This is a genomic window from Brevibacillus sp. FSL K6-0770, assembly GCF_038000275.1.
Classification (GTDB): Bacteria; Bacillota; Bacilli; order Brevibacillales; family Brevibacillaceae; genus Brevibacillus; species Brevibacillus parabrevis.
Window position 1 is genome coordinate 4,928,485 of sequence record NZ_JBBOBQ010000001.1, and the last position, 25,486, is coordinate 4,953,970.

A 25,486-nucleotide genomic window follows, 5' to 3' on the forward strand; every position below is an offset into this window, starting at 1 on the left:
TCTCATTCGCTTTCAACGGGCAAGCAACTTCTTACGCTCGATTATGCGGCTGGTTCCATAATTTAGCAAGAATCAGACGATCTATTCCTGAAAAAAAGCGCCCGCCATAAAAAGGCAGACGCTCCTGATACGACGGACTATTGTTTGCTTTTCGCGATCTCTTCCGGCTTGAAAATGCCCGTCTCTGTCACAATTGCGGTAATGTACTGGGCTGGCGTCACGTCAAACGCCGGATTGTACACCTTGATATCATCCGGTGCTACCTGTTTGCCCAAGCCGTGTGTGATCTCTTCTGCCGGACGTTCCTCAATCGGAATTTCCGCACCTGTCGCCGTCGCCAGATCGACAGAGGACAGCGGCGCCGCTACATAGAAAGGAATGCCATGCGCTTTTGCCAAAACGGCTACTCCATACGTGCCGATTTTGTTGGCGACGTCGCCGTTGGCCGCTACACGGTCTGTTCCCACGACAACGGCCTGCACTTTGCCTTGCGACATGACCATAGCTGCCATGTTGTCGCAAATCAAGGTGACGTCAATCCCAGCCTGCTGCAATTCATAGGCGGTCAGGCGAGCGCCTTGCAATACGGGGCGCGTCTCGTCGGCGTATACTTTCAAATCCCACCCGCGTTCTTTTGCCAAATAGAAAGGAGCGGTAGCCGTACCGTATGCAGCAGTAGCCAGCGCACCCGGATTACAGTGTGTAAGCACGCCCATGCCGTCTTGCAACAGCGTCAGCAAATGTTCGCCGATCGTGCGACATACTTCTGCGTCTTCTTTTTGAATCGCCAGTGCTTCGTCGAGCACAGCTTTTTTCAGCTCGTCAACGGGCAAGGCGGAGTTTTGTTGCACGCGTGCTTTGATCCGGTCAAGCGCCCAGAACAGATTCACAGCAGTTGGCCGGGACGTTCCCAAATAGTCTGCCTGGCTGTTCAGCTCTTGCCAAAACTGTTCATACGTTTGCGCTTCGCTGCCGCGGATTCCCAAATACAGTCCGTAGGCGGCGGCCATGCCGATTGCCGGTGCTCCGCGCACTTCCAGGCGGCGAATCGAGCCCCATACTTGTTCGGCGGTCGTCAGCTGCAAATAAATCGTTTCTACTGGCAAACGCGTCTGATCAAGCAAGACGAGTACGTCGTCTTCCCACTTGACTGGCGTTGTTTGTGTACTGGTTGTCATACTGTCGTTGCCTCCTGATAGTAGCGTGCGGTTACGTTGCGGACGATGTCCGTGATGTCTGTCGATTCCTCAATGTCGTTGCGTCCGAGAATCAGCGCTTCCCCGATCGCCAGCGCCAGTCGTTCTGCTTCGGCGCGTTTTTCGGCGTCTGCGATGGCATTCAGATCAGCCACTCCTGCCAGGCCGATCACACGGCGCAAAATTTTGCATCCGGCATAGCCTGCCGTATCCTGAATCAGTCGTTTCACGTAGCTTTGCCACAAGCCCTCGACATGAGCGCTGCGTTCTTTAGCCTGCTTGTGCCAGAGCTGGACAAACTGGGAAACAAATTCGTTCCAGACATCTTCAACCGTTTCCAGTAAGTATTCGCGGTAGGAGTCGCGTTCTCCTTGGTCATTTTGCAAGCCGTGCTGACCAGCGTAGTTGAGCAGCAGATTGGCGATAACGGCACCGATGTCAAAACCGATCGGCCCGTAGTAGGCAAATTCGGGGTCGATCGCTTTCAGGCTGCTCTCGGTGATGAAGATGCTGCCTGTGTGCAAATCGCCGTGCAAAAGTGCTTCTGCGCGAGTCAGGAAATCGAATTTCAGCTTGGCGATTTCCAGCTTGAGCGGCTTGTTGTTCCAGATGGCCTCTACTTCTTTGCGGATCAGCGGGTTAAAGTCGTTGGTCGGCGCATTTTCATACGGGTCGGTAAAGACGAGATCTTCTGTGATTTTGCATAATTCCGGATTTATGAATGTTCCGACTAGCGCTTTTTTGTCGTACGGATGCGCCCCCAAATCGGATGTGTAGAACAAGGTTTGCGCGAGAAAACGTCCGATCTGCTTCGGAAAAAGCGGGTAGCGCTTGCCCTCAATCAAGCCTTTGCGCATGATGACGTGGTCGCCTACGTTCTCCATCACCGTCAGCGCCAGCTCCTGATCGAAGTGGTATACTTCCGGCACCAGGTCAGGCACGTATTTGTGCTGGATGCGGAGCGCTTCACTCTCGATGCGGGCACGGTCAATCGTCAGCGGCCATGATTCTCCCACGACTCTCGCAAACGGCAACGCTTGCTTCACGATGACTTTTTTTCCGGTAGCCGGCTCCTGGATATCGAACACGAGGTTCAGATTCCCGTCACCGATTTCGCGGCTGGTCAGCTCTGCTCCTTCTGTAAACAGACCCGGCAAGCCTTTTACGTACTCTACTGCTTCCTGCTCAGTCAATGCGCGGTATGCCATGATTGATTACTCCCCTCACAAATCGTTTTTTTCTCTATCTCGAACGGAATGACAAAATGGTCAGGAATCCGTGTCCAAACGCACAAAAAAGACCTCTTTCCCGAAGAAAAGAGGTCGCTGTCGCCACGTATAATAAACGTGTCATGTCCCCCTTATCTTCCAGACCACTTTTGTTTCTGCAGGAATTAGCACCGTGCACGTCGCTTTTTGTTTCAGCCGCTGCTCGCGTTGAAATAGCGTCGTGTCGGTTGCCGGGTATCATCGGGCCAGTCCCTCCACCTTCTCTGGATAAGGTATCCAAACGTATGCGGTTTTGATTTAGTTTGAATCATACAACCTGCCGTTCCACGATGTCAACACCCTTTTTTCGCAAACCGCGCTTCTCTCCTACCAGACGTGCTGAGTGCCGGAAGCAGCCGGGCGATCCCAGTTCCACCAGTCAATTTGGCCGACAAAGGCAGCGGTAATCGACTTCTCATCCTTGAGTTTGAGCAGTTCCTTCGTCGGTCCGGTCAGGACTGCTCCGTAGAGGCGAACGCCTTTTTCCTGCAAGTAGCGATAGCGCTCCTCGACTTGCGGATCGCTTCGCGAGACCAAATATTGTCCCATGTCGCGCGCGAGGCTTTTTTGCTCGACAAGGTAGGCCATTTCCCCCAAAAAGGCTGCCATCCGTCGGCTTCCCTCTCCGTTGACCTGAATCGGAGCCGCTCCGTAATTCAGCTCGTGCTCCGCAAATCCCCATGCTTCTCCCGGCCCCAAGAGCAGGTAGCCGTCTTTTTGGTCTTCGTGCCTGGCTTCCACTCCGGTGTCCACTGCCAACCAGACCGTATCCTGGTTGGCGGAGCTGATGTAGCGGGAGATTCGCTCATAATACTGCTCGTACGTCAAAAAATCAGCAAAAGAGACAGCCAGCTGGGCAACGGTTCCTTCGGGGAGCTTCTCCAAAGTCGTCCAGGCTGGCGTGCGCCAATGCGCCAGTTCGTCTGCGTCCGGTTTTTGCCCGCTTTGAAGCGGATAGCGGAAAAACAGCTTTTGCTCCCTGACTCCGTTGGTCCATTGCGGCTTGGCGTTGACGTTCCACAACACGTTGGTGCTTTCAAAGCGGCCCGCGTTTTTGATGTCCGCCCCTACTCGCTCGCGAAGTTCCATCCGGATGCTGCCGTACAGCAGTCCCACCTGCGAGCCGCTGCTGCCCACGCTGACACCCGGCTGCGTAAAATTGACCATGTCCTTCGCTACCCGGTGCAGATCATCGTGCATCGACGACCCTACCCATCCGTTGACGCCCAGAAATACCACGCCAATTACAAACGGGATGGCAAAAGCGTACACGGAACTGAGCAAGCGATTTTTCCATTTTCCCCGCCGGACAATCGCCCTCTGCTTCGCTTCGGAAAGCTGGCTGTGCCCGCCCTCGTCCAGCGCGTCGAGTTCCCGTGGTTGCTGCTCTCCTTCTTCGCCCAGCAAAAGCCGCTCCAGCCGCTCTGCGCATGCCTCATCGGCTGCCAGCTCCTCGCCAAGCCGCTTTGCTTCTTCCCCTGTCAGTTCCCCTCTCAAATAAGCGAGCAGCTTTTGCTCGCGATCATGACCGTTTTGGTGCGTCATGGCCCTTCCTCCTTCCACAGCTTTCGCATCTTTTGCCGACCGCGAAACAGCGAGCGTTTGACGTCCGCCAGTTCGATCTCCAACACCTCTGCCATTTCCGCGTAGGAAAATTGCATGGCTGACAGCAAAATGACCTGTCGTTGCTTGGGCGGCAATTGCTCCAGATGCGCATATGCCTCTTTCCACAATTCCTGAGCGACCAACAGTTCCGCCGGGTCGCTCGCGGATGCGTCCGGTCGTTCCGGCATCTTTTCCATGTAGTCGACTGGCCGCCGCTTTTGCTTGCGGTGCCAATCGATAAAAGCGTGGTAAGCGACCTTGAACAGCCATGGCCTGACCTTTTCGCCGCGGTAGTCTTCCAGGGAGGCATACGCCCGGAAAAAAACCTCCTGCGTCAAGTCCTCCGCATGCCTGGTATCGCGTGTCAGCCGGAAAAGGTAGCGGTATATGTCGTTTACATGCATCTGGTACACATACTCCAAGCCTACTTTCCCAATGCCTCCACATCCCTTCTTTACGTACCACGCCCTCTAGCGAAAAAAGTTTCACTTCCGGCCACTTTTTCCCTCTCTACAGAGAGCACATTCCGGCAAAAAACAAAGATTGACTACGGACAACAGAAGTCATATCATGGGTGTAGCACACACGGCTGACTGGCCTGTGAACCACATAACTCTTATCGCGAGCTGGCTGAGGGACTGGCCCTATGATGCCCGGCAACCGGCGCTATTTTTTCTTGAATAGCGAAACGGTGCTAATTCCAACGGATAAGAGTCGGTACGAGAAGCGGCATTGCTGCGTCTTCTGTCCCGACTACTGACCCGAGAGATGAGAGGAGACGAGACGTTTTTATAGTCGACAACCGCCTCCCCGCTCTGGGGAGGCTTTTTTACATGCCCGAAAGCTTCACGAAACTTTTCAAGCTGCCCAAGGAGGACTAGCATGAGTGATCAACGCATCCTCGTCACTTATTTGACGCAAGCCAAAGACTTACACAAAAAAGCAGCCGCCATCGCCGTTGGCATGACGGTCGGCTCCTGGACGGATTTGCCCGCAGCGAAGCAAGCTGAGCTGGCTCCTTATCTCGGGGAAGCCGTGAGCGCTACGCCGCTTGAGACATTGGAAAACGGCGAGACGCGCGGACTGATCACCGTCAGCTACCCGACGCGCAATTTTACGCACGACATTCCTTCGCTTTTGACCGGAATCTTCGGGAAACTGTCCATGGACGGAAAAATCAAGCTGGTGGACATCACTTTCCCTGAGTCGTTTCTACAAGCTTTTCCCGGACCAAAGTTCGGCATTGACGGACTGCGCGGACGTTTGGATGCACAAAACCGCCCGCTGTTGATGAGCATTTTCAAATCTTGCCTCGGTCTTCCCTTCGAAGATTTGAAGACGCAATTCCGGGCACAGGCGCTCGGTGGCGTCGATCTGGTCAAAGATGACGAAATCTTCTTCGCAGACGATCGCGCGCCGTTTTTGGAGCGTATCCGCGCCTTCAAGGAGATCGCGCAGGAGACAGAAGCGCAAACTGGCAAGCCTGTCCTCTACGCGGCCAACCTGACTGGCCCGATCAACGAGCTGAACGAAAAAGCAAAGCGTGCCGTGGAAGCTGGCGCAGATTGCCTGCTGTTCAACGTCCTCGCTTTTGGCTTCGATGCCTTGCACCGCCTGGCAGCCGATCCGGACGTCAACATCCCGATCATGGCCCACCCCGCTCTCGCTGGCGCTTACTATCCGTCGCCTGATTACGGGATCGCCACTCCGCTTTTGCTCGGCACCCTGATGCGAATTGCCGGAGCAGACCTGGTGCTGTTCCCGTCGCCATATGGCAACGTCGCCCTGGACAAAACAGAAGCGCTGCAACTGGCGACCAACTTGACCACTCCGTTGGAAGGCGTGCGCCGCTCGTTCCCGGTTCCATCAGCCGGCATCCATCCGGGACTCGTCCCGCAGCTTTATGCGGATTTCGGTCTGGACCAAATCGTCAATGCTGGCGGCGGCATTCACGGACATCCGGGCGGCGCTACCGCAGGGGCCAAAGCGTTCGTCGATGCAATCGCAGCAGTCACGGCTGGACACACCCTGGGAGAAGCGGCGAACCAATCGCCTGAACTGGCGGCAGCCCTGGAGAAATGGGGTGGCGCACGATGAGCAAAAAGCTCGTGCTGTTCTGCGATTTTGACGGAACCATTACGGAAAAAGACAACATCGTCGCGATTGTAAAAAAATTCGCTCCCCCTGAGTGGGAAGCTCTTACCGAACAAATTTTGTCGCAAAAAATCAGCGTACAGGAAGGCGTCGGCAAGCTGTTTCAGCTCTTGCCCTCCTCCCTGCGCCAGAACATTGTGGACTACATCGTGAACGAAGCGACCATTCGCCCCGGCTTTGCCGATTTTGTCCGCTTTTGCCGCGAGGAAGGCATCGAACTGCTGATCACGAGCGGCGGCATCGACTTTTTCGTAAAGCCGATCCTCGCTCCGTTTGATTTGGATCATGTCCCGATTTACTGCAACGGCAGCGACTTCTCCGGAGAGAACATCACGATTACGTGGCCGCATTCCTGCGACGAGCATTGCACAAACGGCTGTGGCATGTGCAAGACAACCATTATTCGCCGCTACGATCCCGCCACTCACTATCGTGTCGTCATTGGTGATTCCATCACTGACCTGGCTGGCGCCAAAATTGCCGATTTCGTGATCGCCCGCTCCTTCCTCGCGCAAAAAGCCGAGGAACTACAGCTGTCACACAGCACTTTCGCCACCTTCCACGACGTGATCGCCACACTTACGCAACTGAAACAGGAGGTTGTCTGACACATGACCGCAACACTCGAACAGCGTCTGGACGCGTTTCGTCGTCTCGATGACGCCAAGCTGACATTTGCCCGCCGGGACTGGTTTCCCGGCACAAGCGGCAATCTCTCCATCAAGATTCAAGACGAGCCGCTGCAATTTGCCGTGACGGCAAGCGGCAAGGACAAGACGAAGCTGTCGCCGGAAGACTATCTGGTGGTCGATCAAGACTCCCGTCCCGTGGAGGCAACCTCGCTCAAGCCGTCCGCCGAAACGTTGATCCACGCAGTCGTCTATCAAAAGTTTGCCAAAGCAGGTGCCTGCTTCCACGTCCATACGGTCTGGAACAATCTCATCTCCGAGCTGTACTTCGGCCAACGGGCTTTCACCATTCAAGGCCAGGAGCTGATCAAGGGCCTTGGGATTTGGGAGGAAAATGCGCGGATCACTGTTCCGATTGTTGAGAACTTTGCCGATATTCCGACCCTCGCAGCCGCGATCGAAAAAGTCATCACCCCGGAAATTCCGGGTGTTCTGATCCGTAACCACGGCATTTACGCCTGGGGCGGCAACGACTTTGAAGCGAAGCGCCACCTGGAAGCATTTGAATTTCTGTTTGAGTACCACGCCCGCTGGCTGCAACTGCGCCAAGCTGTCGTGTCCACTACATCCAACTAATCAAGGGAGGCAAGCATCATGGCACAAATTCGTTTCCACGACAACAACGAGTACATTTCCGCTCCGGAGGAAGTCATTTCCTTCCTGGACACCCAAGAAATCATTTATGAAAAATGGGATGTAGCTCGCCTCGATCCGAAGCACCGCGACAACTACAGCCCGACAGACGAAGAAAAGCAAGAAATTCTCGACACCTTCAAGCCGGAAATCGATGCGATCAGCCAACGCCGCGGCTACTTGACTGCCGATATTATCGTCCTCTCCGACAAAACGCCGAACCTCGACGAGCTGTTGGTAAAATTCAAAGGCGAGCATCACCACACAGATGATGAGTGCCGCTTCTGCGTAGACGGGCACGGCATTTTCGCGATCAAAGGAAAAGACGGACGTTACTTCGACGTTGAGCTTTCCCCTGGCGATCTGATTTCGGTACCGCCGAACTTCCGCCACTACTTCACGCTGATGGATGACCGCAAAATCAAAGCGATCCGCCTGTTTGTCACACCTGCTGGCTGGGAAGCTATCTACTAATACAAAGTGCGGAATGCGAAACACCCTGGAGCGAATGCTGCACCAGGGTGTTCTTGTTTCTTTTAACGTATTTTAGCGAATGACGCCGTTGCCCTTGATCGACAGCTCCGGCACGAACTTCACTTCCGCCTGGGCAAAAGCTTTGGGCCAATTATCTTGCACCTTTTTCCACTCCTGATACGCATGCGCTCGCGCGTACAACCCGAATCCGAATGGATCGACTTCATTTTGCTGGCACTTCACGACCAGTTTCTCAAATTCTTTGCGCAGCTCCGCATTAACCATCTGCTCCATGTCCTTATAATCCTTTTCCATGTCAAAAGGGAACAATCTCTCCGAAATACCGCCGCCGAACTTCATCTTTACTTCAAAATGAAACTTGCCGTCCCGAAAGGTCGTCTTCACTTTTTTGGATGCTTGCTTTGCGATGAGGCTGACTCTGTGCTTGATCATCTTTTTGCTGTCATTGGGCGCAGGGATCGGCACCGTAAAGGTCACTTCGCCCTCTTTTCCGTGCAGAAACAACTGGAGCAGCATCGTTTCCTGACTTTGCAGCAGCTCGACATACGTGCCCTCCTTGCTCAGCACCGCTGTTCCCAAAATCTTGATCGCTTTTTCTTTGCCCACAGCCGTGATGGTTGGATTAATCCCTTTTTCAAACATTTGCCGATGAAAATCTTGCGCCCTCGTCCGCACGGTCAAATTCCGCTGATTAGCGGTATCGATCAGCTTGGTCAGATGCAGGGACAGCCTCGGCTTGTCTGGCGGTTGAAAGTGAAACAAGTCACCTACCTCGCCGTCAAAATAGACCATCCGGGCGTTGACCGTAAAGCGCGCATCGCGGAAAATGACGTCGAGAATCTTGAACCAGTCAGGGTGCTCCAAAAGTCGCTTTCCCAGCACGATCGCCTGGATTTTCCCTGAAAGAGTAAGCCCCGTCACCATCTCGTCCAATCGTGCCCGCGCCTGTCGGAAAGACTCCGCTTTTACGCCAAATTCTTCGCTTTTTTTCTTCGCTTCTCGGCTGAAAACCGGACTGGATAAATAAAACAGCAGCTCATCCTTCTCATTCACGTCAACTCCGGCCATCAGCGTAATCGTCGCATCTTCCAGATCGATTCGATCCATGCAGCCTGACAAAAAGAAAAACAGCGCCGAGATCAACAGCAGCTTTCCGGCTTTGCTCATCCCTTTTGCCCCCCTTTTCCGCGCCGAAACAACTGGATCGCCAGCCACCAGATCACGGGGATGATGTATCCGCCAACCATTCCAGTCATGCTCCACACCTCGCTCCACTTTTTCAGATCGATGAACGTGGGCGTATACAGCCAGGCTCCCACGACGATCAGGATCATCAGAATGAACAAGTGCTTGCGATGATCGGCTGACCCGACCATTTGGCTCGTCGTGAACACCGTAAAATACATGTACGGCAGCGTGGTCGTCGACAAAAAGAACAAGTAGAACGCAAGAAAAATGATGTCGATTCGCTCCAGAAAGCGATACTCGATTACTTTCCACAAATTGAGTGTCGGCCACGTATATTGCGTGATTTCATCCGGACTAAAAAAGGAAAAGCTGAAAACAGTAATATGCATAAAAATCAGCATGGACAATGTGTTTGCCACCACAATTCCCAGCGAAGCATACTGTTTTCGCTGCAAAAACGGGTACAGAAAAAACGCCAGCTCAAATCCGAGAAAGGACAAAATCGTCGATTTGGTTGCGGAGAAAACCGGCATCCACCCTTCTTTTAGCACAGGCAGCAAGTGAAGCCAATTGGAATACGGCAAGATGGAAAAGACAACGATCGGCATCCACAGCGTCAAGTAAAAAATCAACTCGGCATACCGTCCCAGCACCCGCAGCCCGCCCTGCACAACCATATAGGTAGGGATCACCGTCAATATCGCCAAAACGTATCCTGGCGTCTGGGACAAAATCCACACGTTCACAATCCCGATCCCGTTGGCGATTACCGTCATGGCGGCAAGGGCGCAATAACAGGCGACAAGCGCGGAAACGACCATTCCCAGCCATTTGCCAAAAAAGACGGGAATCAAATCGACGATCGTTTTGCCCGGATAGCGCTTCATGATGTTCACAATGAGGAGGCTTGCCACAGTAGCGCATACCCAGCCAATGAGAATGGAAATCCATCCGTCCGTTCCCGCTTCCTCGGCCAACTCTCGCGGCATGGACAAGACTCCGATCCCCACTTGTGTTCCATGAATAAAAAATACGTACTGGAGGACAGTCAGCTCGTTAAATGCGTATTTTTTCATTCGCCATCCCCCCGAGGACGGTTATCCCCCTGACGCTTGGACTGGACGACGCGGGCGCTGGCCGGACGATTTTTCATGCTCCACAACGGCAAGCGCAGAAACAAGTCCTTCCAGTCTGAAAATCGTACGGGTGCCAGCGGACTTCCGTAAGGCACGCCCAAAGATTCCAGCGAGATCAAATGACCGATCAGCCCCATCATCCCGATCACAATGCCAATAATCCCGAACATCGCAGCCAGTCCCATCATCAAAAACCGCAGCAGCCGCACTGCTGACGCCATGTCGTAGTTCGGGATGATAAAGGAAGAGATCGCAGTAAAAGCGACTACAATCACCATGATGTTGCTGACGATCCCGGCCTGTACAACCGCCTGTCCGATAACGATACCGCCGACGATGCCCACCGTCTGTCCGATCGGCGCAGGCAGCCTCACCCCGGCTTCCCGCAACATTTCCAGCGTCAGTTCCATGATCATCGCTTCCAGCAAGGGAGGAAATGGCACTCTCTCCCGCGACTCTCCCACTGACAAAATCAAGTCGAGCGGAATGACCTCGTAGTTAAAAGAGATCACCGCGATGTAGACGGCTGGCAAAAAGGTAGCCACCAGAAACGCCATAAAGCGCAGCAGCCGGATAAAAGTGGCAACCAGCCAGCGGGTACTGTAGTCGTCCACATTTTGAAAAAACGAGGCAAAAGTCGCAGGGCCGATCAAAACGCTGGGAGAGCGATCGACGACAACGGCAACCTTTCCCTGCAAAATGTGCGAAGCAACCGAGTCCGGCCGTTCTGTCATCATGAATTGCGGAAAAGGCGAGTACGGGTTGTCCTCCACCAACTCCTCCAGCTCTCCCGTGTTCAAAATCGAATCGATCCGAATCAGCTTGATTCGATCCTCAAACTCTTGCAGCACCTCGGGATGAACCACATCTGCCAAAAACAGCAGCGACACTCTTGTCGGCGCCCTGTCCCCCACCCAATACTCCTTGATCTTCATCTCCCGATTGGGAAGATAGCGGCGGATCAAGGCGATGTTTTGCATCCCTGTCTCGACGAAGCCTTGATGCGCTCCCTTCAAGGACGCTTCAAGCTGAGGGTCCTCGATGGCGCGCTGCGGCCAGCCATGTGTCTCGACAGCGAGCGCTTCTTTGCGCCCCTCGATAAACAGCAAGCTGCTGCCATCGAGAATCTGCCTTTCGACCTCGTGAAAATCGTATATATTAAACACTTTTCCTACGGACAAAAGATCGTAGATGCTGGCAGGCCCTTCGCTTTGCTGGGAAAGAAGCGGCCGAAGCACATTGTTGTTCACCGAGCTTTTGTCTACCAAACCCGTCAAATAGACCAGCGCGACGCTTCCCTCGACAAACTTGCTCTCGAACGTACGGATTACTAGATCGGGCGTCAGGGTAAACATCGTGCGCAACTCTGTGATGTTATCGCTTAAACTGTCACTGATCTCACGCGCAGGCACCGGGACAGAAGAGTGACTGAATCTGTCTTTTGCCGATGCCCTTCTTCGTCTCAGCCATCCTCTCATCCCCATCTGTTTTGGTTCCCATCCTCTGCGTAGTTTGTTGTATTAGCGTTCGTGACTGATTCCAAAAATATGCATTCAACTTCTCACAAGCGAACGCGAAAATCGCATAAATCCAAACGACCTGCAAATACTGACAGGAGAACTGGAACAGTTTGGCGGGAGACTCATGAAAAATGGACTAGCCTTTACCCAAATCGTAGTGATGCTGATGCTGACAAATGGACTGATGAATCACGTTCTGGTCATCCCCATGATGTTGGACTCGGCCAAAAGAGATTCCTGGATATCCGTCCTGTTTGCAGGCGTCTTATACCTTATCTGGACGGCTCTGCTCTATTTCATTTACCGCAAAACAGGCAGCGAGCCGCTCCTGCAATGGATGAAGCAGCGCTATGGCCCGGCTGTCGCTTACTTTCTGGCCATCTTGATCTCGCTCTATTGCTTTGTCATCGCCACGACCACCTTGACGGATACGGTCACGTGGATCAATTTATCCTTTGCCCCGCAAACCCCGCTCTCTGTCCATGCAGGTCTGTTCGCCCTGCTTTGCCTGGGAAATGCTTTGCTCGGCATCCGGTCGATTGCCGTGACTTCGACCGTTTTATTGCCCTTTGTCGTAGTGCTCGGATTTTTCGTGATGGCGACCAATTTCCAAAACAAAGACTACAGTCTGCTGCTCCCGATCATGGAAGATGGCCTGGCGCCTGTAGCCAAAGGCATGGTGTACGCAGGGGCAGGCTTTACCGAGATGATCCTGTTTTTGCTGATCAAACATCACTTGCGCGCTCCAATGCCCTACTATCAAATTTTTTTGCTTGCTGTCATCTTCATCGGTTTGACCATCGGACCGACCATTGGCGCCATCGTGGAGTTCGGGCCGCTGGAGGCGACCAAGCTGCGCTATCCGGCTTACGAGGAATGGCGGCTGGCCAACATTGGCCTGTACATTGAGCATCTGGACTTTTTAAGCATCTACCAGTGGTTTAGCGGAGCGTTCACACGCGTCTCCCTATCCCTGCTCCTCATTGTCGATGTTTTTTTAATTCCAAAAGGACGCTCGCGCTTCTGGTGGCTGCTCGGACTTTGTTTCCTCGCGACCGTGCTTTCGCTCTATCCGATCAGTACGATTGAATTTTACAGTTTGCTGTCCAAGCTGATTCTGCCTGCCATGCTCGTCCTGGCTGTATCGCTTTCCCTTTTGCTAGCGCTCCTGACAGCCTTTGCCCCAAGGAGGAAGCCACATGAAAAATCGTAGGTTTGCCAAGGTGAAGCAGGTGCTGGAACACTCTACTGCCACAGCGGACCATGCAGAGCTTTCCTCCCTTAGCATGCGGTCTTTTCATGAGCTGTTTACGGACTGCAATGACGTTTGCATCGAGGAACATACATTGATCCCTGGCCCCGAGCCCTGCTATGTCTCCTTCGTATACTCCGACTGCATTTGTGACCTGGACCGGATCAGCGAATATTTGATGCCGCAGTTGACCCGGCTGTTTTCCGACGAGGAGATCAGGAGCGCGGATGATTTGCGCGAGAAAAAGCTGTTTTTCATGAACGAGTTGACGTACCCGACCGATATTGACTGGATTTGCAGGCACGTCTTTAGCGGAAACCTGCTCATGGTGTTCGAGGAGTTTCAAATCGCTTTTTACGTCGAGACAGGCAATCCGCCCAAGCGCGATCCCGAAGAGTCCAATACCGATGTGTCCATCCGCGGACCTCGGGATGGGTTCACGGAGGAGATCAGTACGAATCTGGCTTTGATTCGCAAAAGAATGCGGACACACCAGTTGAAGTATCTCCCATACATCCTGGGCAGCCACACCCACACACGAGTCGGTCTCTTGTACCTGAAAGACCAGATCGCGCCGGAGCTGGAACGCGAGATATGCTCGCGCCTGGATAAGTTGGGCAGCAAGGGCATCATCAGCGGGTTGCAAGTAGAAGAGAATTTGTCCCACACCCCACTGACACTGCTCCCGGAGTACCAATACTCGGGAAGACCTGACTACGTGACCAACGCTTTGTTAAAAGGACGTTTTGCCATTTTAGTTGACGGTTCCCCGACCGCCTTGATCGGCCCTGTCAACTTTTCCATGCTGCTGAACGCCGCAGAAGATGCCAGCTCCTCTGTCTTCTCGATCGCCTTTGTCCGGTTTCTACGGATTTTCTGCGTGCTGATCGCCCTGTTTTTGCCCGGCTTTTGGGTCGCCCTGATCACTTATCATCAGGAACAGCTGCCCTACACATTGATCGCCACCATCGTAAAATCGCGGCAAGGAGTGCCGTTGCCTGCTGCCCTCGAAGTGTTGCTCATGGTGCTGCTGTTTGAGCTGTTCAAGGAGGCTGGCCTGCGTCTGCCCATGGCGATCGGCCAAACGCTTTCGGTCGTCGGCGGATTGATCGTCGGACAAGCTGCGATTTCAGCCGGACTGACCTCTACAGGCAGCCTTGTAATTGTGGCGCTTTCTGTCATGGCAACGTTCACCCTGACGAACCAGCACATTGTCGGAACGATCACCTTGCTCCGGCTTGGCATCAGCGTAGTCTGCTCGCTTTTGGGGATGTTCGGTTTTATGATCTCGGCTCTGGCGACACTTTTGTACTTTGCCAACATGCGTTCCTTTGGCTTGTATTACTTGTCTCCGCTCGCACCGACTTTCTGGCCCGATTTGTACAAAACCGTGTTTCGCACGCCATGGCGCAAAGCCGAACGAAGTCCCGAGTTCCTGCACGACCCTTCGGAAAAGGGGGAGGGCCAACGATGATGCCCCACCTTCGAGCGATTGCAATCACACTCGTTTTCCCTGTTTTGCTCTGCGGTTGCTGGAACGCGCGGGAAATTGAAAATTTGCTTTACGTCAACGCCCTCGGCATCGATTACGTTAACGATGAGTTTGTCGTGTACGCGCAAATCTTGAGCTTTTCCAGCATCGCCAAAACAGAAGCTGGCGGCGCGCGCTCCACCAGTGGATCGGCTGTGGCCAAAGGAACTGGCAAAACGTTCGTAAACGCGCTGTTCAACATTTATCCCACCAGCCAAAAGCAAATGACCTGGAGCCATATCCGCTCCATCGTCTTTAGTGAAAGCGCCTTGGAAAAGAAACATATGGAGGAGATTTTGGACGAGCTGGACCGTTTTTACGAGTTTCGCTACACGCTCTGGACGTTTGCCACCAAAGACCCGATTATCGACATTTTCAATGCAAAGCAGGTGTTCGATTTGCCTGTGATTTACTCGCAACTGGCGAATCCATCCGATCTGTATGAGCAAAACTCTGTGCTGCGTCCGATGAAGCTGTTTCAATTCATCGCGAGAAGAGATGAACCGAACCTCGTTGTCTACGTCCCGATTCTCTCGATCAACCGAAACAGCTGGAGCGAAGACAAGAAAGCGTTGCCCAAATTAAAGATGATCGGCGCATGCCTGCTGCAAAACTTGGAGTCCCGAGGCTGCTGGCCGCGCTCAGACTTGCTGGGGCTGCGCTGGCTCGATGAACACACCGTCCGGACACTGCTAGGGATCAGCAAAGGAGGGCAACTGCTGGCGATGACCATCCTCGAAAAGCCCAAAGTGAAAATCGAGCCACGATTGCAAAACGGCACCGTAACCTTCGCCATCGACATCCACGCCACTGGCTATATCACGCAGGTAGTGACAGTCGGGCCGATCAATGAAATCGAAAAGGAAGCAGCGAAAAAAATCGAGGCGGAAGTACGGGCGCTTTTTGCAAAGGGCCGAAAACATAACATCGACACCTTGCAGTTGGGACACGCTCTCTATCGCAAATACCCGCAAGAGTGGAAACGATTGCAGAAAAACAACGCGCTCCCGCTTTCGCAAGAATCGCTGTCTGCCGTCAACGTTCAGGTGAAGCTAAACAACGGGGGCATCTCGAAAGTGAAGCAAGCCAACTGAGGCAATCCGTCGACTGCAAGCAAACATCTCCCGTATCAGAAAAGTCGGCGGGACATTTTTCGCACACAAAAAAGAGCAGAGATATGTCCCTGCTCTTTTTTCGTGCCTGTTTTAGCTTATACGACGTAGCCGCCTGCTTCGATCACGCGATCAGCAATCGCCCGTTTCAATCCAACGGTGTTGATCGGTGTGCGGCGAGTCAGTTTTTTCAAAATGGAGAGACGCAGGCGCAGTTCATCGCCTTCTTCCATCGCAGCGAGCGCTTCTTTGGCCCACGCCTCAACGCGGTCAAACGCTTCATGCACATACACTGCTGTCAGCGCGAGCTTGTGCTGCTCGGCTTCCAGTCCGTTTGCGGCAACCGCTTTTTCCGTACGCTTCACGATGCTGTCCATCGCGTACAGCTCGATCAGCATGTCGGCAGCAAAAGCGAGCAGCTCCTGTTCTTTGGAGATCGCTTGCTGGTATTTCATCAGCGCAGAGCCTGCGACCATCAAAATGATTTTGCGAGTCATGCCGAGCAGATGCTTCTCGACAGCAAGCGGCGCATCCTCGATTTCCTCCGGGTAGTAGCTCATCAGCTCGGCTTGCAAGCTCGTGGCTACTTGCATGAGAGGCAGCTCGCCTTTCATCGCCTTTTTCACCAGCGTATCCGGGATGAGCAAGCGGTTGATTTCATTCGTCCCTTCAAAAATCCGGTTGATCCGCGAGTCGCGGTACATGTTCTCAATCTCGTATTCCGACATAAAGCCGTAGCCGCCGTGGATTTGCACGCCCTCATCCACGCAGTAGTCCAGCACTTCCGTAGCAAACACTTTGTTGATCGAGCATTCGATCGCGTAATCGGCAATCGCCTTCGCTACTTCCGCGCCGTCATCCGCTTTCTCGCCCAAGCGGCTAAGCGCGGTGTCGAACAAGCCTACTGTCCGGTAGACGGAGCTTTCTGCGGCGTACGCTTTGGTAGCCATGTTCGCCAGCTTGTTTTTGATCAGCGTGAAGTTGGCGATAGGTGTTTTAAACTGCTTGCGTTCCTTCGCGTAGTTCGTCGCCAGCTCCAATGCTTTTTTCGCCGAGCCGACCGCCCCAACAGCCAGCTTGTACCGGCCTACGTTCAAAATGTTGAAGGCGATGACGTGGCCTCTGCCCGGCTCGCCCAACAGGTTGGCTACCGGAACAGGCACATCCTGCAAAATGACCGTACGAGTCGAGGAGCATTTGATGCCCATTTTCTTCTCTTCCGGGCCAAACGATACTCCCGGGAAGTCCCGCTCCACGATGAAAGCCGTGAACTTTTCGCCGTCAATTTTTGCGTACACAATGAACACGTCTGCAAAGCCTGCGTTGGTGATCCACTGTTTTTCCCCGTTGAGAATGTAATGGGTGCCGTCTGCGGAAAGAGTCGCTGTCGTCTTGGCGCCAAGCGCATCAGAGCCGGAGCCTGGTTCGGTCAGGCAGTACGCTGCGATCCGTTTTCCATACGCCAGATCGGGCAAGTAGCGCTGCTTCTGATCCTCGTTCCCGAAGTACACAATCGGCAAGGAACCGATTCCTACATGGGCGCCGTAGCTCAGCGCGAAGCCGCGTGCGAGCGAAAATTTCTCGGTGACGAGCGCGGTGCTGACTTTATCCAGACCAAGCCCATCGTATTTCTCCGGCACATCGCCAGCCAAAAGTCCCAATTCCCCTGCTTCCTTCAGCAACCGCACGGAAATGTCGAAGCTGTGCTTTTCCAGTTCCTCCAGATGCGGGCGAACTTCATTGACGACAAAATCTTCCGTCGTTTTCGCGATCATTTTTTGCTCGTCGCTGTACTCCTCCGGCACGAATACATCGTCAGCCGAACCAGCATCAATCAAAAAGCTCCCACCGCGGATCAATTCTTTTGTATCTGCCATACTATCCCTCTCCTTTTATGAAAATAGACGTACCTACTCCCCGACCATTTCAAAAACGCCAGCGGCCCCCATTCCTCCGCCAATACACATCGTAACCACTCCGTATTTGCCGCCCCTGCGCTTCATTTCGTTCAGAAGCGACACGGTCAGCTTGGCTCCGCTGCAACCGAGCGGATGGCCCAGTGCGATAGCGCCGCCGTTGACATTGACCTTTTCCGGGTCGAGTCCAAGCTCGCGAATCACCGCGATCGACTGGGACGCGAACGCTTCGTTCAGCTCGAACAAATCCACATCTTCCAGGCCGATTCCTGCCAGCCTCAAAGCTTTAGGGATAGCGACAACCGGACCGATTCCCATCACATCCGGGTCGACCCCGCCTACCGTAAAGGAACGGAATTTGGCAATCGGCTGGACACCCAGCTCGGCTGCCTTTTCGGCTGACATCACCAATACTGCTGCCGCTCCATCGCTTGTTTGCGACGAATTTCCGGCCGTTACGCTGCCCTGGACGTGAAAGACAGGCTTCAGCTTGGCGAGCGCTTCCAGGGACGTATCTGCACGAGCACCTTCATCCTTGTCAAAAATAGCTTCACGAACATGCACCTTGCCCGCGTCATCGACGGAGTAATTTTTCACAGTCAGCGGAACGATTTCGTCCTGGAACTTGCCTGACGTGATCGCTGCCGTCGCTCGTTGATGGCTGCGGAGGGCAAATGCATCCTGCTCTTCTCTCGTCACGTTGTATCGTCTTGCTACTTCCTCTGCCGTGTGCCCCATGCTCATGTACGCTTCCGGCTTCGTTTCGACCAGCGCCGGATTCAGCGCGACCTTGTGGCCGAGCATCGGCACCAGACTCATGCTCTCCACCCCGCCTGCCACCAGGACGTCAGAGCTGCCGACCATAATTTGCTGCGCTGCATAGGCAATAGTCTGCAAGCCCGAGGAGCAAAAACGGTTGATCGTAATTCCCGCTACATTCGTCGGCAACCCGGCGCGCAATCCGATCAGTCGCGCCATATTCATGCCTTGCTCCGCCTCCGGTACGGCTGTTCCCATAATGACGTCCTCGATGTCCGCCGGGTCCAGCTGCGGGACGCGCCGCAACAAATCGGAAACGACCGCCGCTCCCATATCGACTGGATGCACGTCCCTGAGGCTTCCTTTTTTCGCTCGGCCGACCGCTGTGCGGGCTCCTGCGACGATAACTGCTTCTCTCATCGTTATCCCTCACCCTCCCCTAGTTGCGCAAAGGCTTGTTTTTCGTCAGCATATGCTGCATTCTTTGCTGGGTTTTCGGCGTCTTGATCAGGGCAAGGAACGCTTGCTTCTCCAGCTCCAAAATGTAGCTTTCTGTCACTTCCGTACCCGCCGGCACATTTCCGCCGGACATGACATAGGCGATTTTGCTTGCGATCAGCTCATCGTGCTCGGAAATGTAGCCGCTCTTTCTCATCGCGTAAATGTTTTGGCGCAAATTGGCGTAGCCCGTCTCCCCGATCACGCGGATTTTGCGCGGCGCAGGCGGCGTGTAGCCTTCTTGGTCCATCGCAAGCACAAGCTGTTTCGCATCGTACAAAAGGTGGTCCGCATTGACACTGATCCGGTCGGTCGGCCGCAAATAACCGAGATTGATTGCCTCCTGTCCGCTGGTCGACACTTTTGCCATCGCAATCGTTTCAAAAGCTCTTGCGACGAACGGGAACGGATCAACTGGCATGCTGCCTCCTTCCGGCACGTTTTCCATCGCCCTAAACAGCATTTCCTTCGTTCCCCCGCCGCCTGGCAACAGCCCGACACCGACCTCGACGAGTCCGAGGTACGTTTCTGCCGCTACTTGTACACGGTCAGCGAGATAGGTCACCTCGACGCCGCCACCGAGCGTCATGCCGAAAGGTGCTGCGACGACTGGACGGTGCATGTAGCGAATCGCGCGAGCGGCTTTGTGGAAGTTGCTGACGAGCATGTCTAGCTCCAGCCAGTTTTCATCCTGCGCCTCCATCAAGGCCATCGCGAGATTCATCCCGACGCAGAAGTTTTTGCCCTGATTGCCGATGACCAGACCCGCGAAGTTTTTTTGCACCTCTTCCGCAGCCTGGTTCGCCATTTGCAGCACATCCAGACCGAGCGCGTTATGGGGAGAGGTAAATTCCAGACACGCAACGCCGTCGCCAAGATCGATCAACGCCGCGCCTGCATTTTTCTTGATCAGCTTGCCTTGTTCTTTGAGGGCAGCGAGATTGATATTTTTCTTGTCTTCCTCTATCGCTTTATACTTGCCGCCGATCGAAAAGGCTTCGCGCCGTCCTTCCGCTTTCTGATAGAACGTCGTTTTTCCACTTGCCAAAAGCTCCTCGACCAGCGCCGGAATCTGTTCGTTCTCCGCGCGCATTTTGGCGACTGATTTTTCCACGCCGATCGCATCCCACGTCTCGAACGGACCAAGCTCCCAGCCGAAGCCCCATTTCATCGCCTGATCGACTGCGACGATGTCATCCGCGATTTCGTAAGCTTTTTCAGCGGAATACAGCAAAACTTTCTTGAAGACGCTCCAGACAAACTCGCTGCCCTTGTCCTTGCCGTATGCGAGCGCGCGCAGTTTTTCCGGCAACGTTTTTGCCGTCTTCGCAGCATCTAGGGAAGGGTACTTCGGCTTCACGCTCGGGCGATACTCCAAGGTGTTGATATCGAGCGCCAAAATTTCTTTTCCTTGCGCCGACTTGACCTGCTTGAAAAATCCTTGCCCGGCCTTTTGACCGATCCAGCGCTTCTCCACCATCTGCAAAACAAACTCCGGCACCGCAAAAACAGCCCGTTCCGCTTCATCCGTGCTCTTGTTGCGGACGTTCCCCGCCACGTGCACATAAGTGTCCAGACCGACGACATCCAGCGTGCGGAACGTGGCGCTTTTCGGCCTGCCGATGACCGGACCAGTCAACGCATCGACTTCATCCACTCCCAGGCCGAGGCGCACCATCTCGTGGATCGAGACTTGCAGCCCGTATGTACCGATGCGATTGGCGATGAAGTTCGGCGTGTCCTTGCAGACAACCATGCCTTTTCCGAGCACATGCTCCCCGAATTGCTTCATGAACGAGACGATTTCCGGATCGGTATCATGCCCCGGGATCAGCTCCAAAAGCTTCAGATAGCGCGGCGGGTTGAAAAAGTGCGTGCCGAGAAAATGCTTGCGAAAATCGTCCGAGCGCCCTTCTGCCATCTCGTTGATCGACACACCGGATGTATTCGAAGTGACGATCGTCCCTGGCTTGCGATGGGCTTCTACCTGGGCGAAGACGCTTTTCTTCACATCGAGATTTTCCACGACTACTTCGATGATCCAGTCGACTTCTGCGAGGAGTGGCAGATGATCCTCGAAGTTGCCTACCGTGATCAGTTCCATGTTCTTTTTATCGTAAAGCGGTGCCGGCTTTTCTTTCAAAAGCCTGTCTTTGCCCGCTTGTGCAATCCGGTTTTTGACGACAGAATCAGCCAGTGTCAGTCCCTTTTTGCTCTCGTCCGCCGTCAATTCCCGTGGCACGATGTCAAGCAAATAGGTAGGAATCCCGACGTTTGCCAGATGAGCTGCAATTCCCGCACCCATGACACCGGAACCGAGAACCGCCGCTTTGCGAATTTTGCGTTCCATCTCCAAATCCTCCTTTAGAAATCCTCTGTCGAGGCTACTCACCGTTGTTGCCATAATCCCATAATTTTCTGACTACTAGATCATTTTATTTACTTCTACCATTCTTAAAGATATTCCTGTATGCAAAAGCTCATGTCTTAGTTGAATGAATACTCATTCAGTAGATGGGCCAAAAAATACATCTCGCATATTGGCTAAAGTTCCCGCCTTGAGATGTCAGATCCGGCTGCCACTTACTGAGTCACCGTTCAGTTTTATTGTAATCGAAAATTCTGTCATTTGCAATCGTCACTTGTCGGTGCGGCATTTAAAAAAATCAGGGCATCCATCGCGAATGCCCTGATTGCTTTGTCTATTTTTCGCTGTAGATTACCGCAGTAATTTTGCGTCCAAATGCATTGGCGTCTGCCTGCTCCAGCTTGTATTCGATTTGAAAATCTCCTTTTACCGGATCGGGATAAAAACCGATCAGCCAGAGAATTTTCGGATCATTGATGTCTACTTTGCTCGTGATCGTTACCGGGCCGTTGTACTTGGGAACTTGCGGGAGCGCGGCCATGCTTTTCAATGCGTCAGGACTAAATACGACGGACAAACGGGCCTGATCTTTTTTCTCCCAGGCCAAATTGGCTGAACGCAAATACAACTGAGCGATTTTTTGCTGCTGATTGATCGCGGCACGAAATTGGGCCAGCGTGTCTATGCGATAATAATCAAGCAAGCGCTTCATGACTACAGCGTATTCTGCCCGCGTCATGACCTTGTCAGGCGAGAATGTCTTTTCCGTCAAAAACAGCTGAAACTCTCGAATAGCCAATGGGTAAGGCGAGTATGTATCGCGGTAATACCGATCCTGCTTCCACTCATAGAAGCTGTCGAAGTACGTAGCCGCGTCCTGTGGTTTTAGATTGGCTGTTCTGAATTTTTGCGGTGCAAGCACATGGAAGAGCAACAGGCTGGCCTCTTCTCTAGACAGCGACTGCTGCAAAGCTGCACTGGACAGCCACCATTTCGGATTTTCTTTCTGTTGCTTTTTGATCAACTGACCGCTTTCAGCGAGATACAAGTAATAGAGCATCCTGTCGCCAGGATCGTACGTCGACAGGGCATTTGTCTCGACTTGCCAAACCGTTTTCATATTGACCAGCAGCTGTTCTACTTCCCCCCGGAGCAGAAAGTTGTAGTCAAGATTTTCCTTCCGCTGCGGAAGATCGAGCGAACCGTATACTTTCTCAACAACGCGATTGAGCAGCGCCAAAGCTTCGCCGCGTGAAATCGGCTTGTTGGGATAAAACAAGTGTTTGCCGTTCGACTTGATAATCCCCAGGCTCGCCAGTTCATTAATTTGTTGCTCTGCCCAGTGTCCATCGATGTCGTCAAAACCAGCGGCGGCATTCGCTCCGCTCGTCCACACAGCCTGAACAAGCAGCCATGCCATCAAAAAACAGAGAGCAAAACGCTTCATCATGTTTGCAGTTACTCCTTTCTCCTTTGCCAGAGTCTTTATTCCCTTTTCCCTTGCGAGCGTCGCCCCGGAACCGACTATAGTCCCGAATGCAAAACGATCTCCCTTACATGTATCGGGCGGTATCACGCACTTCTTTATACCCTCTTTTCGCAAAATGTGCTCGGTAAAACGTCATAAGCAAAAAAAGCCGCGCTCCATCAAGGGGAGAACGGCTTTTGCAAGCATCCTAGCGTATCCTCACTCTTCGATCTTTTCCAGCCATCCTGGTCCTTTGGCAACAAGCAGTCTGTAAATCAAAAAATCGAGGAGTACAAAAAGCACAAAAAGTCCCAAAGCCGTGACCCAAAGCGAAGCCCCGATCAGGAAGTTAGCCACAACGACCAACCCTCCCGCCACCAAGCCGATCATAAACAGCAGCAACGTATTCATGTTTTGCTTTACTGCTTCCTGTTCTGAACCCCATCCAAGCTTGGGATGAAGCAGATCAATCGCGATGCCTGCCAGGTTGATGAACAGCACGGACGGAATCACGCACAAGGCAGCGAACAAGAGGAACTCGCCAGGCAGCGCCAGCAGCCAGGCAGCTTCGGCCAGCAGCACAAGAACACTGATGCCACTGAGGAGCAATCCCGGCAGCACCTTCGCCAATATCAGCTGCCCAGGCCCGATCGGCAATGTTTTATTGTAAAAAAACCCTTGCCCATCTCTAGAGATGGCTGTTACCGATGTACTATTCATGCTGCCCAGTATCAAAAACGCCCCGAACACGATCGCCAGGCCGATCCCGCCCGCCTGCTCGCCTTGCATGAGGCTTTGCAAATGCGCAATCAGCTTTTCGCTATCCTCTCGTGCCAAAAGCGGCAGCAAAACAAGGAGCGGAACGAGGATGCTGGATAACGTACAATTCAGCAAAAACGCGGGCGTTCGCCAAAGTATTTTCCATTCTTTTAAAAAGTAAGACGCAAGCCTGGAGCGCTCACGGATCAGCTTTTGAAAAGCGGCCGCACCGACCATTTTTCGCTTGGCCACCGCTTCGCTGATTCCCATTACCCCGGCAAAGTAAAAACGGTTTCCAATCACCAGAAACACGCCGAAGCTCGCCAGTGCCACCAGCAGGAAACTGGCGAGAAAGCCCCAGGAGAGCAACGTTCCGCTGTTTTGCAGGGCGAGGGCTGCCAGCTTGCTTGCCGGAAAGAACTGCGTAATCATGTTCAGCAGTCCGTTTTCCTGGCTGACGATCATCTGTTGCAACTGTTCAATGCTGTCCGCCTTGCTGCTGACCTGACGCTGCACAAACATCTGGAAGCCGAGCGCGACACCAATCGCCAGCAAACCGCTGATCAAGCGGAAGCGTTCCTTGCTTTTGCCTACGTTTGTGAAGCGCATGAACAGCATGACGACGAGAGCCGCCATCACGAGCGGCAAGATCGGCACCAGCAAAAAAATGAACAGGGCAAACAAATAGTAAAAAAAGCCCCCTCCGCTCTTCACTCCGTATGTTATCAGAAGCGGCCCCAGCAAGACCAGTGCCGTAAGATACTCATAGACCAGTGCAACCAGGAATTTTGCACTGAGAATGTGCCCAGGCGACAGAGGCAAAGGCAATAGCTGCTCCACATCCTGCGAGTAGTAAAAAACGCTCAGAACGTACAAAATTCCGAACATAAAAATCGCCAGGGAAGCCACTGTCACCCCGAGTCCGAGCAATGCGGCCTGCTGCCCGATCAGTTCCAGCCCGTCATATAGCGCGGAAAGAAAGACGACAGCCCCGAGAATCATCGGGATCATTCCCATGGCAATCGCAATCATAATCAGGACCGTCTTCCAGGCGCTGGCTTTTTGCTTCGTCCCTCCTGCGTTTTTGAGCAGCACTTTTGTCAAACCCACTACTTTATTCATGCTTGGTCAACTCCAGGAACAAGCTTTCCAGCGACACGTCCGACTGAAAATGCTGCTGCATCTCTTTAAAGGTGCCACAAAACAAAATTTTCCCCTTGTTGATGATCGCAACCCGATCACACAACTTTTCGGCCACCTCAAGCACGTGGGTGGAGAAAAAGACGGTCCGTCCACTGTCTGCATGCTCCCGCATCATTTCTTTCAACGTAAACGACGATTTCGGATCAAGTCCTGTGAGCGGTTCATCGAGAATCCACACTTCCGGATTGTGCACGAGCACGCCCATGATCATGATCTTTTGCCGCATGCCGTGCGAATAGCTCTGAATGGAATCGCCCAGTGCGCTCGTCATGTCGAATCTTCTGGCCAGCTCCATGATTCTCTGCCCCCGCACTTCTTTTGGCACCTGGTACATATCGGCCATGAAGTTGACGTACTCCAGCCCCTTGAGCCGCAAAAACTGATCGGGACTATCGGGCACATAGCCAAATTGCTGTTTGGCTTCAAGCGGGGTCGTGCCAATATTTTTTCCGTTAATCGTGATCTCGCCTTGGTCGGGGCGAATCACTCCTGTCACCATCTTGATCGTCGTTGTTTTTCCGGCGCCGTTTGGGCCAAGAAACCCGAATATCTCGCCTTTTGGCACGGTCAGCGTCAACTGGTCGACTGCTTTTGTCGCACCGTTGTAGCTTTTTGTCACATTCACCAGTTCAATCATGTTTGTCCCTCCTAGCCCGCGCTCTTTTCCAGCCTGTTTCCAGCAGCTTCCACCTTATGTATACGAACGGTCTTGCCCAAAAGTTGCGAATACGCAAAA

Annotated in this window: 20 protein-coding genes and 2 riboswitches; of the genes, 7 read left to right on the plus strand and 13 right to left on the minus strand. The window is 53.3% G+C overall.

Features of this window, described 5'->3' with window-relative positions; genetic code table 11:
• Positions 1 to 137: 137 nt before the first annotated feature.
• The 4 genes from mtnA to NST23_RS23450 all read right to left on the minus strand — a co-directional run bounded on the left by mtnA (position 138) and on the right by NST23_RS23450 (position 4,482).
• The gene (gene mtnA, locus NST23_RS23435; RefSeq protein ID WP_173596712.1) at positions 138 to 1,178 is read right to left on the minus strand and encodes an S-methyl-5-thioribose-1-phosphate isomerase; all 1,041 of its coding nucleotides are present in this window, start codon (positions 1,176 to 1,178) and stop codon (positions 138 to 140) included.
• Positions 1,175 to 2,404, minus strand: coding sequence for an S-methyl-5-thioribose kinase (gene mtnK, locus NST23_RS23440; RefSeq protein ID WP_122964424.1), 1,230 nt, complete (start codon positions 2,402 to 2,404; stop codon positions 1,175 to 1,177). The genes mtnA and mtnK overlap by 4 nt, the downstream gene beginning before the upstream one ends.
• A gap of 149 nt (positions 2,405 to 2,553) precedes the next feature.
• Positions 2,554 to 2,699: riboswitch (SAM riboswitch) on the minus strand.
• Positions 2,700 to 2,791: 92 nt separating this feature from the next.
• Positions 2,792 to 4,009, minus strand: coding sequence for an anti-sigma factor (locus tag NST23_RS23445; RefSeq protein WP_328140083.1), 1,218 nt, complete (start codon positions 4,007 to 4,009; stop codon positions 2,792 to 2,794).
• Positions 4,006 to 4,482: a sigma-70 family RNA polymerase sigma factor gene (locus tag NST23_RS23450; protein ID WP_173596769.1), complete on the minus strand. Its 477-nt coding sequence runs from the start codon at positions 4,480 to 4,482 to the stop codon at positions 4,006 to 4,008. The genes NST23_RS23445 and NST23_RS23450 overlap by 4 nt, the downstream gene beginning before the upstream one ends.
• Positions 4,483 to 4,682: 200 nt before the next feature.
• A riboswitch (SAM riboswitch) is annotated at positions 4,683 to 4,783 on the plus strand.
• A gap of 168 nt (positions 4,784 to 4,951) precedes the next feature.
• Between NST23_RS23450 and NST23_RS23455 the strand changes: the two genes are divergently transcribed.
• The 4 genes from NST23_RS23455 to NST23_RS23470 are packed head-to-tail and all read left to right on the plus strand — an operon-like array spanning position 4,952 to position 8,019.
• A complete protein-coding gene (locus NST23_RS23455; RefSeq protein WP_122964422.1) occupies positions 4,952 to 6,166 on the plus strand; it encodes a 2,3-diketo-5-methylthiopentyl-1-phosphate enolase in 1,215 nt (404 codons plus the stop codon).
• Complete coding sequence (locus tag NST23_RS23460) at positions 6,163 to 6,831, plus strand: 2-hydroxy-3-keto-5-methylthiopentenyl-1-phosphate phosphatase (protein ID WP_122964421.1); 669 nt, start codon at positions 6,163 to 6,165, stop codon at positions 6,829 to 6,831. The genes NST23_RS23455 and NST23_RS23460 overlap by 4 nt, the downstream gene beginning before the upstream one ends.
• 3 nt (positions 6,832 to 6,834) lie before the next feature.
• Positions 6,835 to 7,488: a methylthioribulose 1-phosphate dehydratase gene (locus NST23_RS23465; protein WP_122964420.1), complete on the plus strand. Its 654-nt coding sequence runs from the start codon at positions 6,835 to 6,837 to the stop codon at positions 7,486 to 7,488.
• Positions 7,489 to 7,506: 18 nt separating this feature from the next.
• Positions 7,507 to 8,019, plus strand: coding sequence for a 1,2-dihydroxy-3-keto-5-methylthiopentene dioxygenase (locus NST23_RS23470; protein WP_063227299.1), 513 nt, complete (start codon positions 7,507 to 7,509; stop codon positions 8,017 to 8,019).
• A 72-nt stretch (positions 8,020 to 8,091) separates the two neighbouring features.
• Here the strand turns inward: NST23_RS23470 and NST23_RS23475 are convergent, their stop codons facing one another.
• The 3 genes from NST23_RS23475 to NST23_RS23485 are packed head-to-tail and all read right to left on the minus strand — an operon-like array spanning position 8,092 to position 11,848.
• Positions 8,092 to 9,207: a Ger(x)C family spore germination protein gene (locus NST23_RS23475; protein WP_122964419.1), complete on the minus strand. Its 1,116-nt coding sequence runs from the start codon at positions 9,205 to 9,207 to the stop codon at positions 8,092 to 8,094.
• A complete protein-coding gene (locus NST23_RS23480) occupies positions 9,204 to 10,304 on the minus strand; it encodes a GerAB/ArcD/ProY family transporter (RefSeq protein WP_173598513.1) in 1,101 nt (366 codons plus the stop codon). Before NST23_RS23480 ends, NST23_RS23475 begins: the two co-directional genes overlap by 4 nt.
• On the minus strand, positions 10,301 to 11,848 hold the full coding sequence (locus tag NST23_RS23485; RefSeq protein WP_122964417.1) for a spore germination protein: 1,548 nt from the start codon (positions 11,846 to 11,848) through the stop codon (positions 10,301 to 10,303). Before NST23_RS23485 ends, NST23_RS23480 begins: the two co-directional genes overlap by 4 nt.
• A 160-nt stretch (positions 11,849 to 12,008) precedes the next feature.
• Between NST23_RS23485 and NST23_RS23490 the strand changes: the two genes are divergently transcribed.
• The 3 genes from NST23_RS23490 to NST23_RS23500 are packed head-to-tail and all read left to right on the plus strand — an operon-like array spanning position 12,009 to position 15,761.
• Positions 12,009 to 13,097 (plus strand): endospore germination permease, encoded by a 1,089-nt coding sequence (locus NST23_RS23490; protein ID WP_122964416.1) that lies wholly within the window; start codon positions 12,009 to 12,011, stop codon positions 13,095 to 13,097.
• Positions 13,084 to 14,610: a spore germination protein gene (locus NST23_RS23495; protein ID WP_173596708.1), complete on the plus strand. Its 1,527-nt coding sequence runs from the start codon at positions 13,084 to 13,086 to the stop codon at positions 14,608 to 14,610. Before NST23_RS23490 ends, NST23_RS23495 begins: the two co-directional genes overlap by 14 nt.
• Positions 14,607 to 15,761, plus strand: a complete 1,155-nt coding sequence (locus tag NST23_RS23500) for a Ger(x)C family spore germination protein (RefSeq protein WP_229049748.1) — start codon at positions 14,607 to 14,609, stop codon at positions 15,759 to 15,761. The genes NST23_RS23495 and NST23_RS23500 overlap by 4 nt, the downstream gene beginning before the upstream one ends.
• Before the next feature lie 116 nt (positions 15,762 to 15,877).
• Here the strand turns inward: NST23_RS23500 and NST23_RS23505 are convergent, their stop codons facing one another.
• From NST23_RS23505 to NST23_RS23530, 6 genes are all read right to left on the minus strand, one after another.
• Positions 15,878 to 17,656 carry an acyl-CoA dehydrogenase family protein gene (locus NST23_RS23505; protein WP_173596707.1) on the minus strand — a complete coding sequence of 593 codons (1,779 nt, stop codon included), beginning with the start codon at positions 17,654 to 17,656 and terminating at the stop codon, positions 15,878 to 15,880.
• Positions 17,657 to 17,689: 33 nt separating this feature from the next.
• Positions 17,690 to 18,874, minus strand: coding sequence for an acetyl-CoA C-acetyltransferase (locus tag NST23_RS23510; protein WP_122964413.1), 1,185 nt, complete (start codon positions 18,872 to 18,874; stop codon positions 17,690 to 17,692).
• 19 nt (positions 18,875 to 18,893) lie between these two features.
• Positions 18,894 to 21,302: a 3-hydroxyacyl-CoA dehydrogenase/enoyl-CoA hydratase family protein gene (locus tag NST23_RS23515; protein ID WP_173598515.1), complete on the minus strand. Its 2,409-nt coding sequence runs from the start codon at positions 21,300 to 21,302 to the stop codon at positions 18,894 to 18,896.
• 352 nt (positions 21,303 to 21,654) lie between these two features.
• Positions 21,655 to 22,770, minus strand: coding sequence for an S-layer homology domain-containing protein (locus tag NST23_RS23520; RefSeq protein ID WP_173598516.1), 1,116 nt, complete (start codon positions 22,768 to 22,770; stop codon positions 21,655 to 21,657).
• Positions 22,771 to 23,007: 237 nt separating this feature from the next.
• On the minus strand, positions 23,008 to 24,669 hold the full coding sequence (locus NST23_RS23525; protein ID WP_122964410.1) for a putative ABC transporter permease subunit: 1,662 nt from the start codon (positions 24,667 to 24,669) through the stop codon (positions 23,008 to 23,010).
• Positions 24,662 to 25,387 carry an ABC transporter ATP-binding protein gene (locus NST23_RS23530; RefSeq protein ID WP_122964409.1) on the minus strand — a complete coding sequence of 242 codons (726 nt, stop codon included), beginning with the start codon at positions 25,385 to 25,387 and terminating at the stop codon, positions 24,662 to 24,664. The genes NST23_RS23525 and NST23_RS23530 overlap by 8 nt, the downstream gene beginning before the upstream one ends.
• Between the last annotated feature and the right edge of the window lie 99 nt (positions 25,388 to 25,486).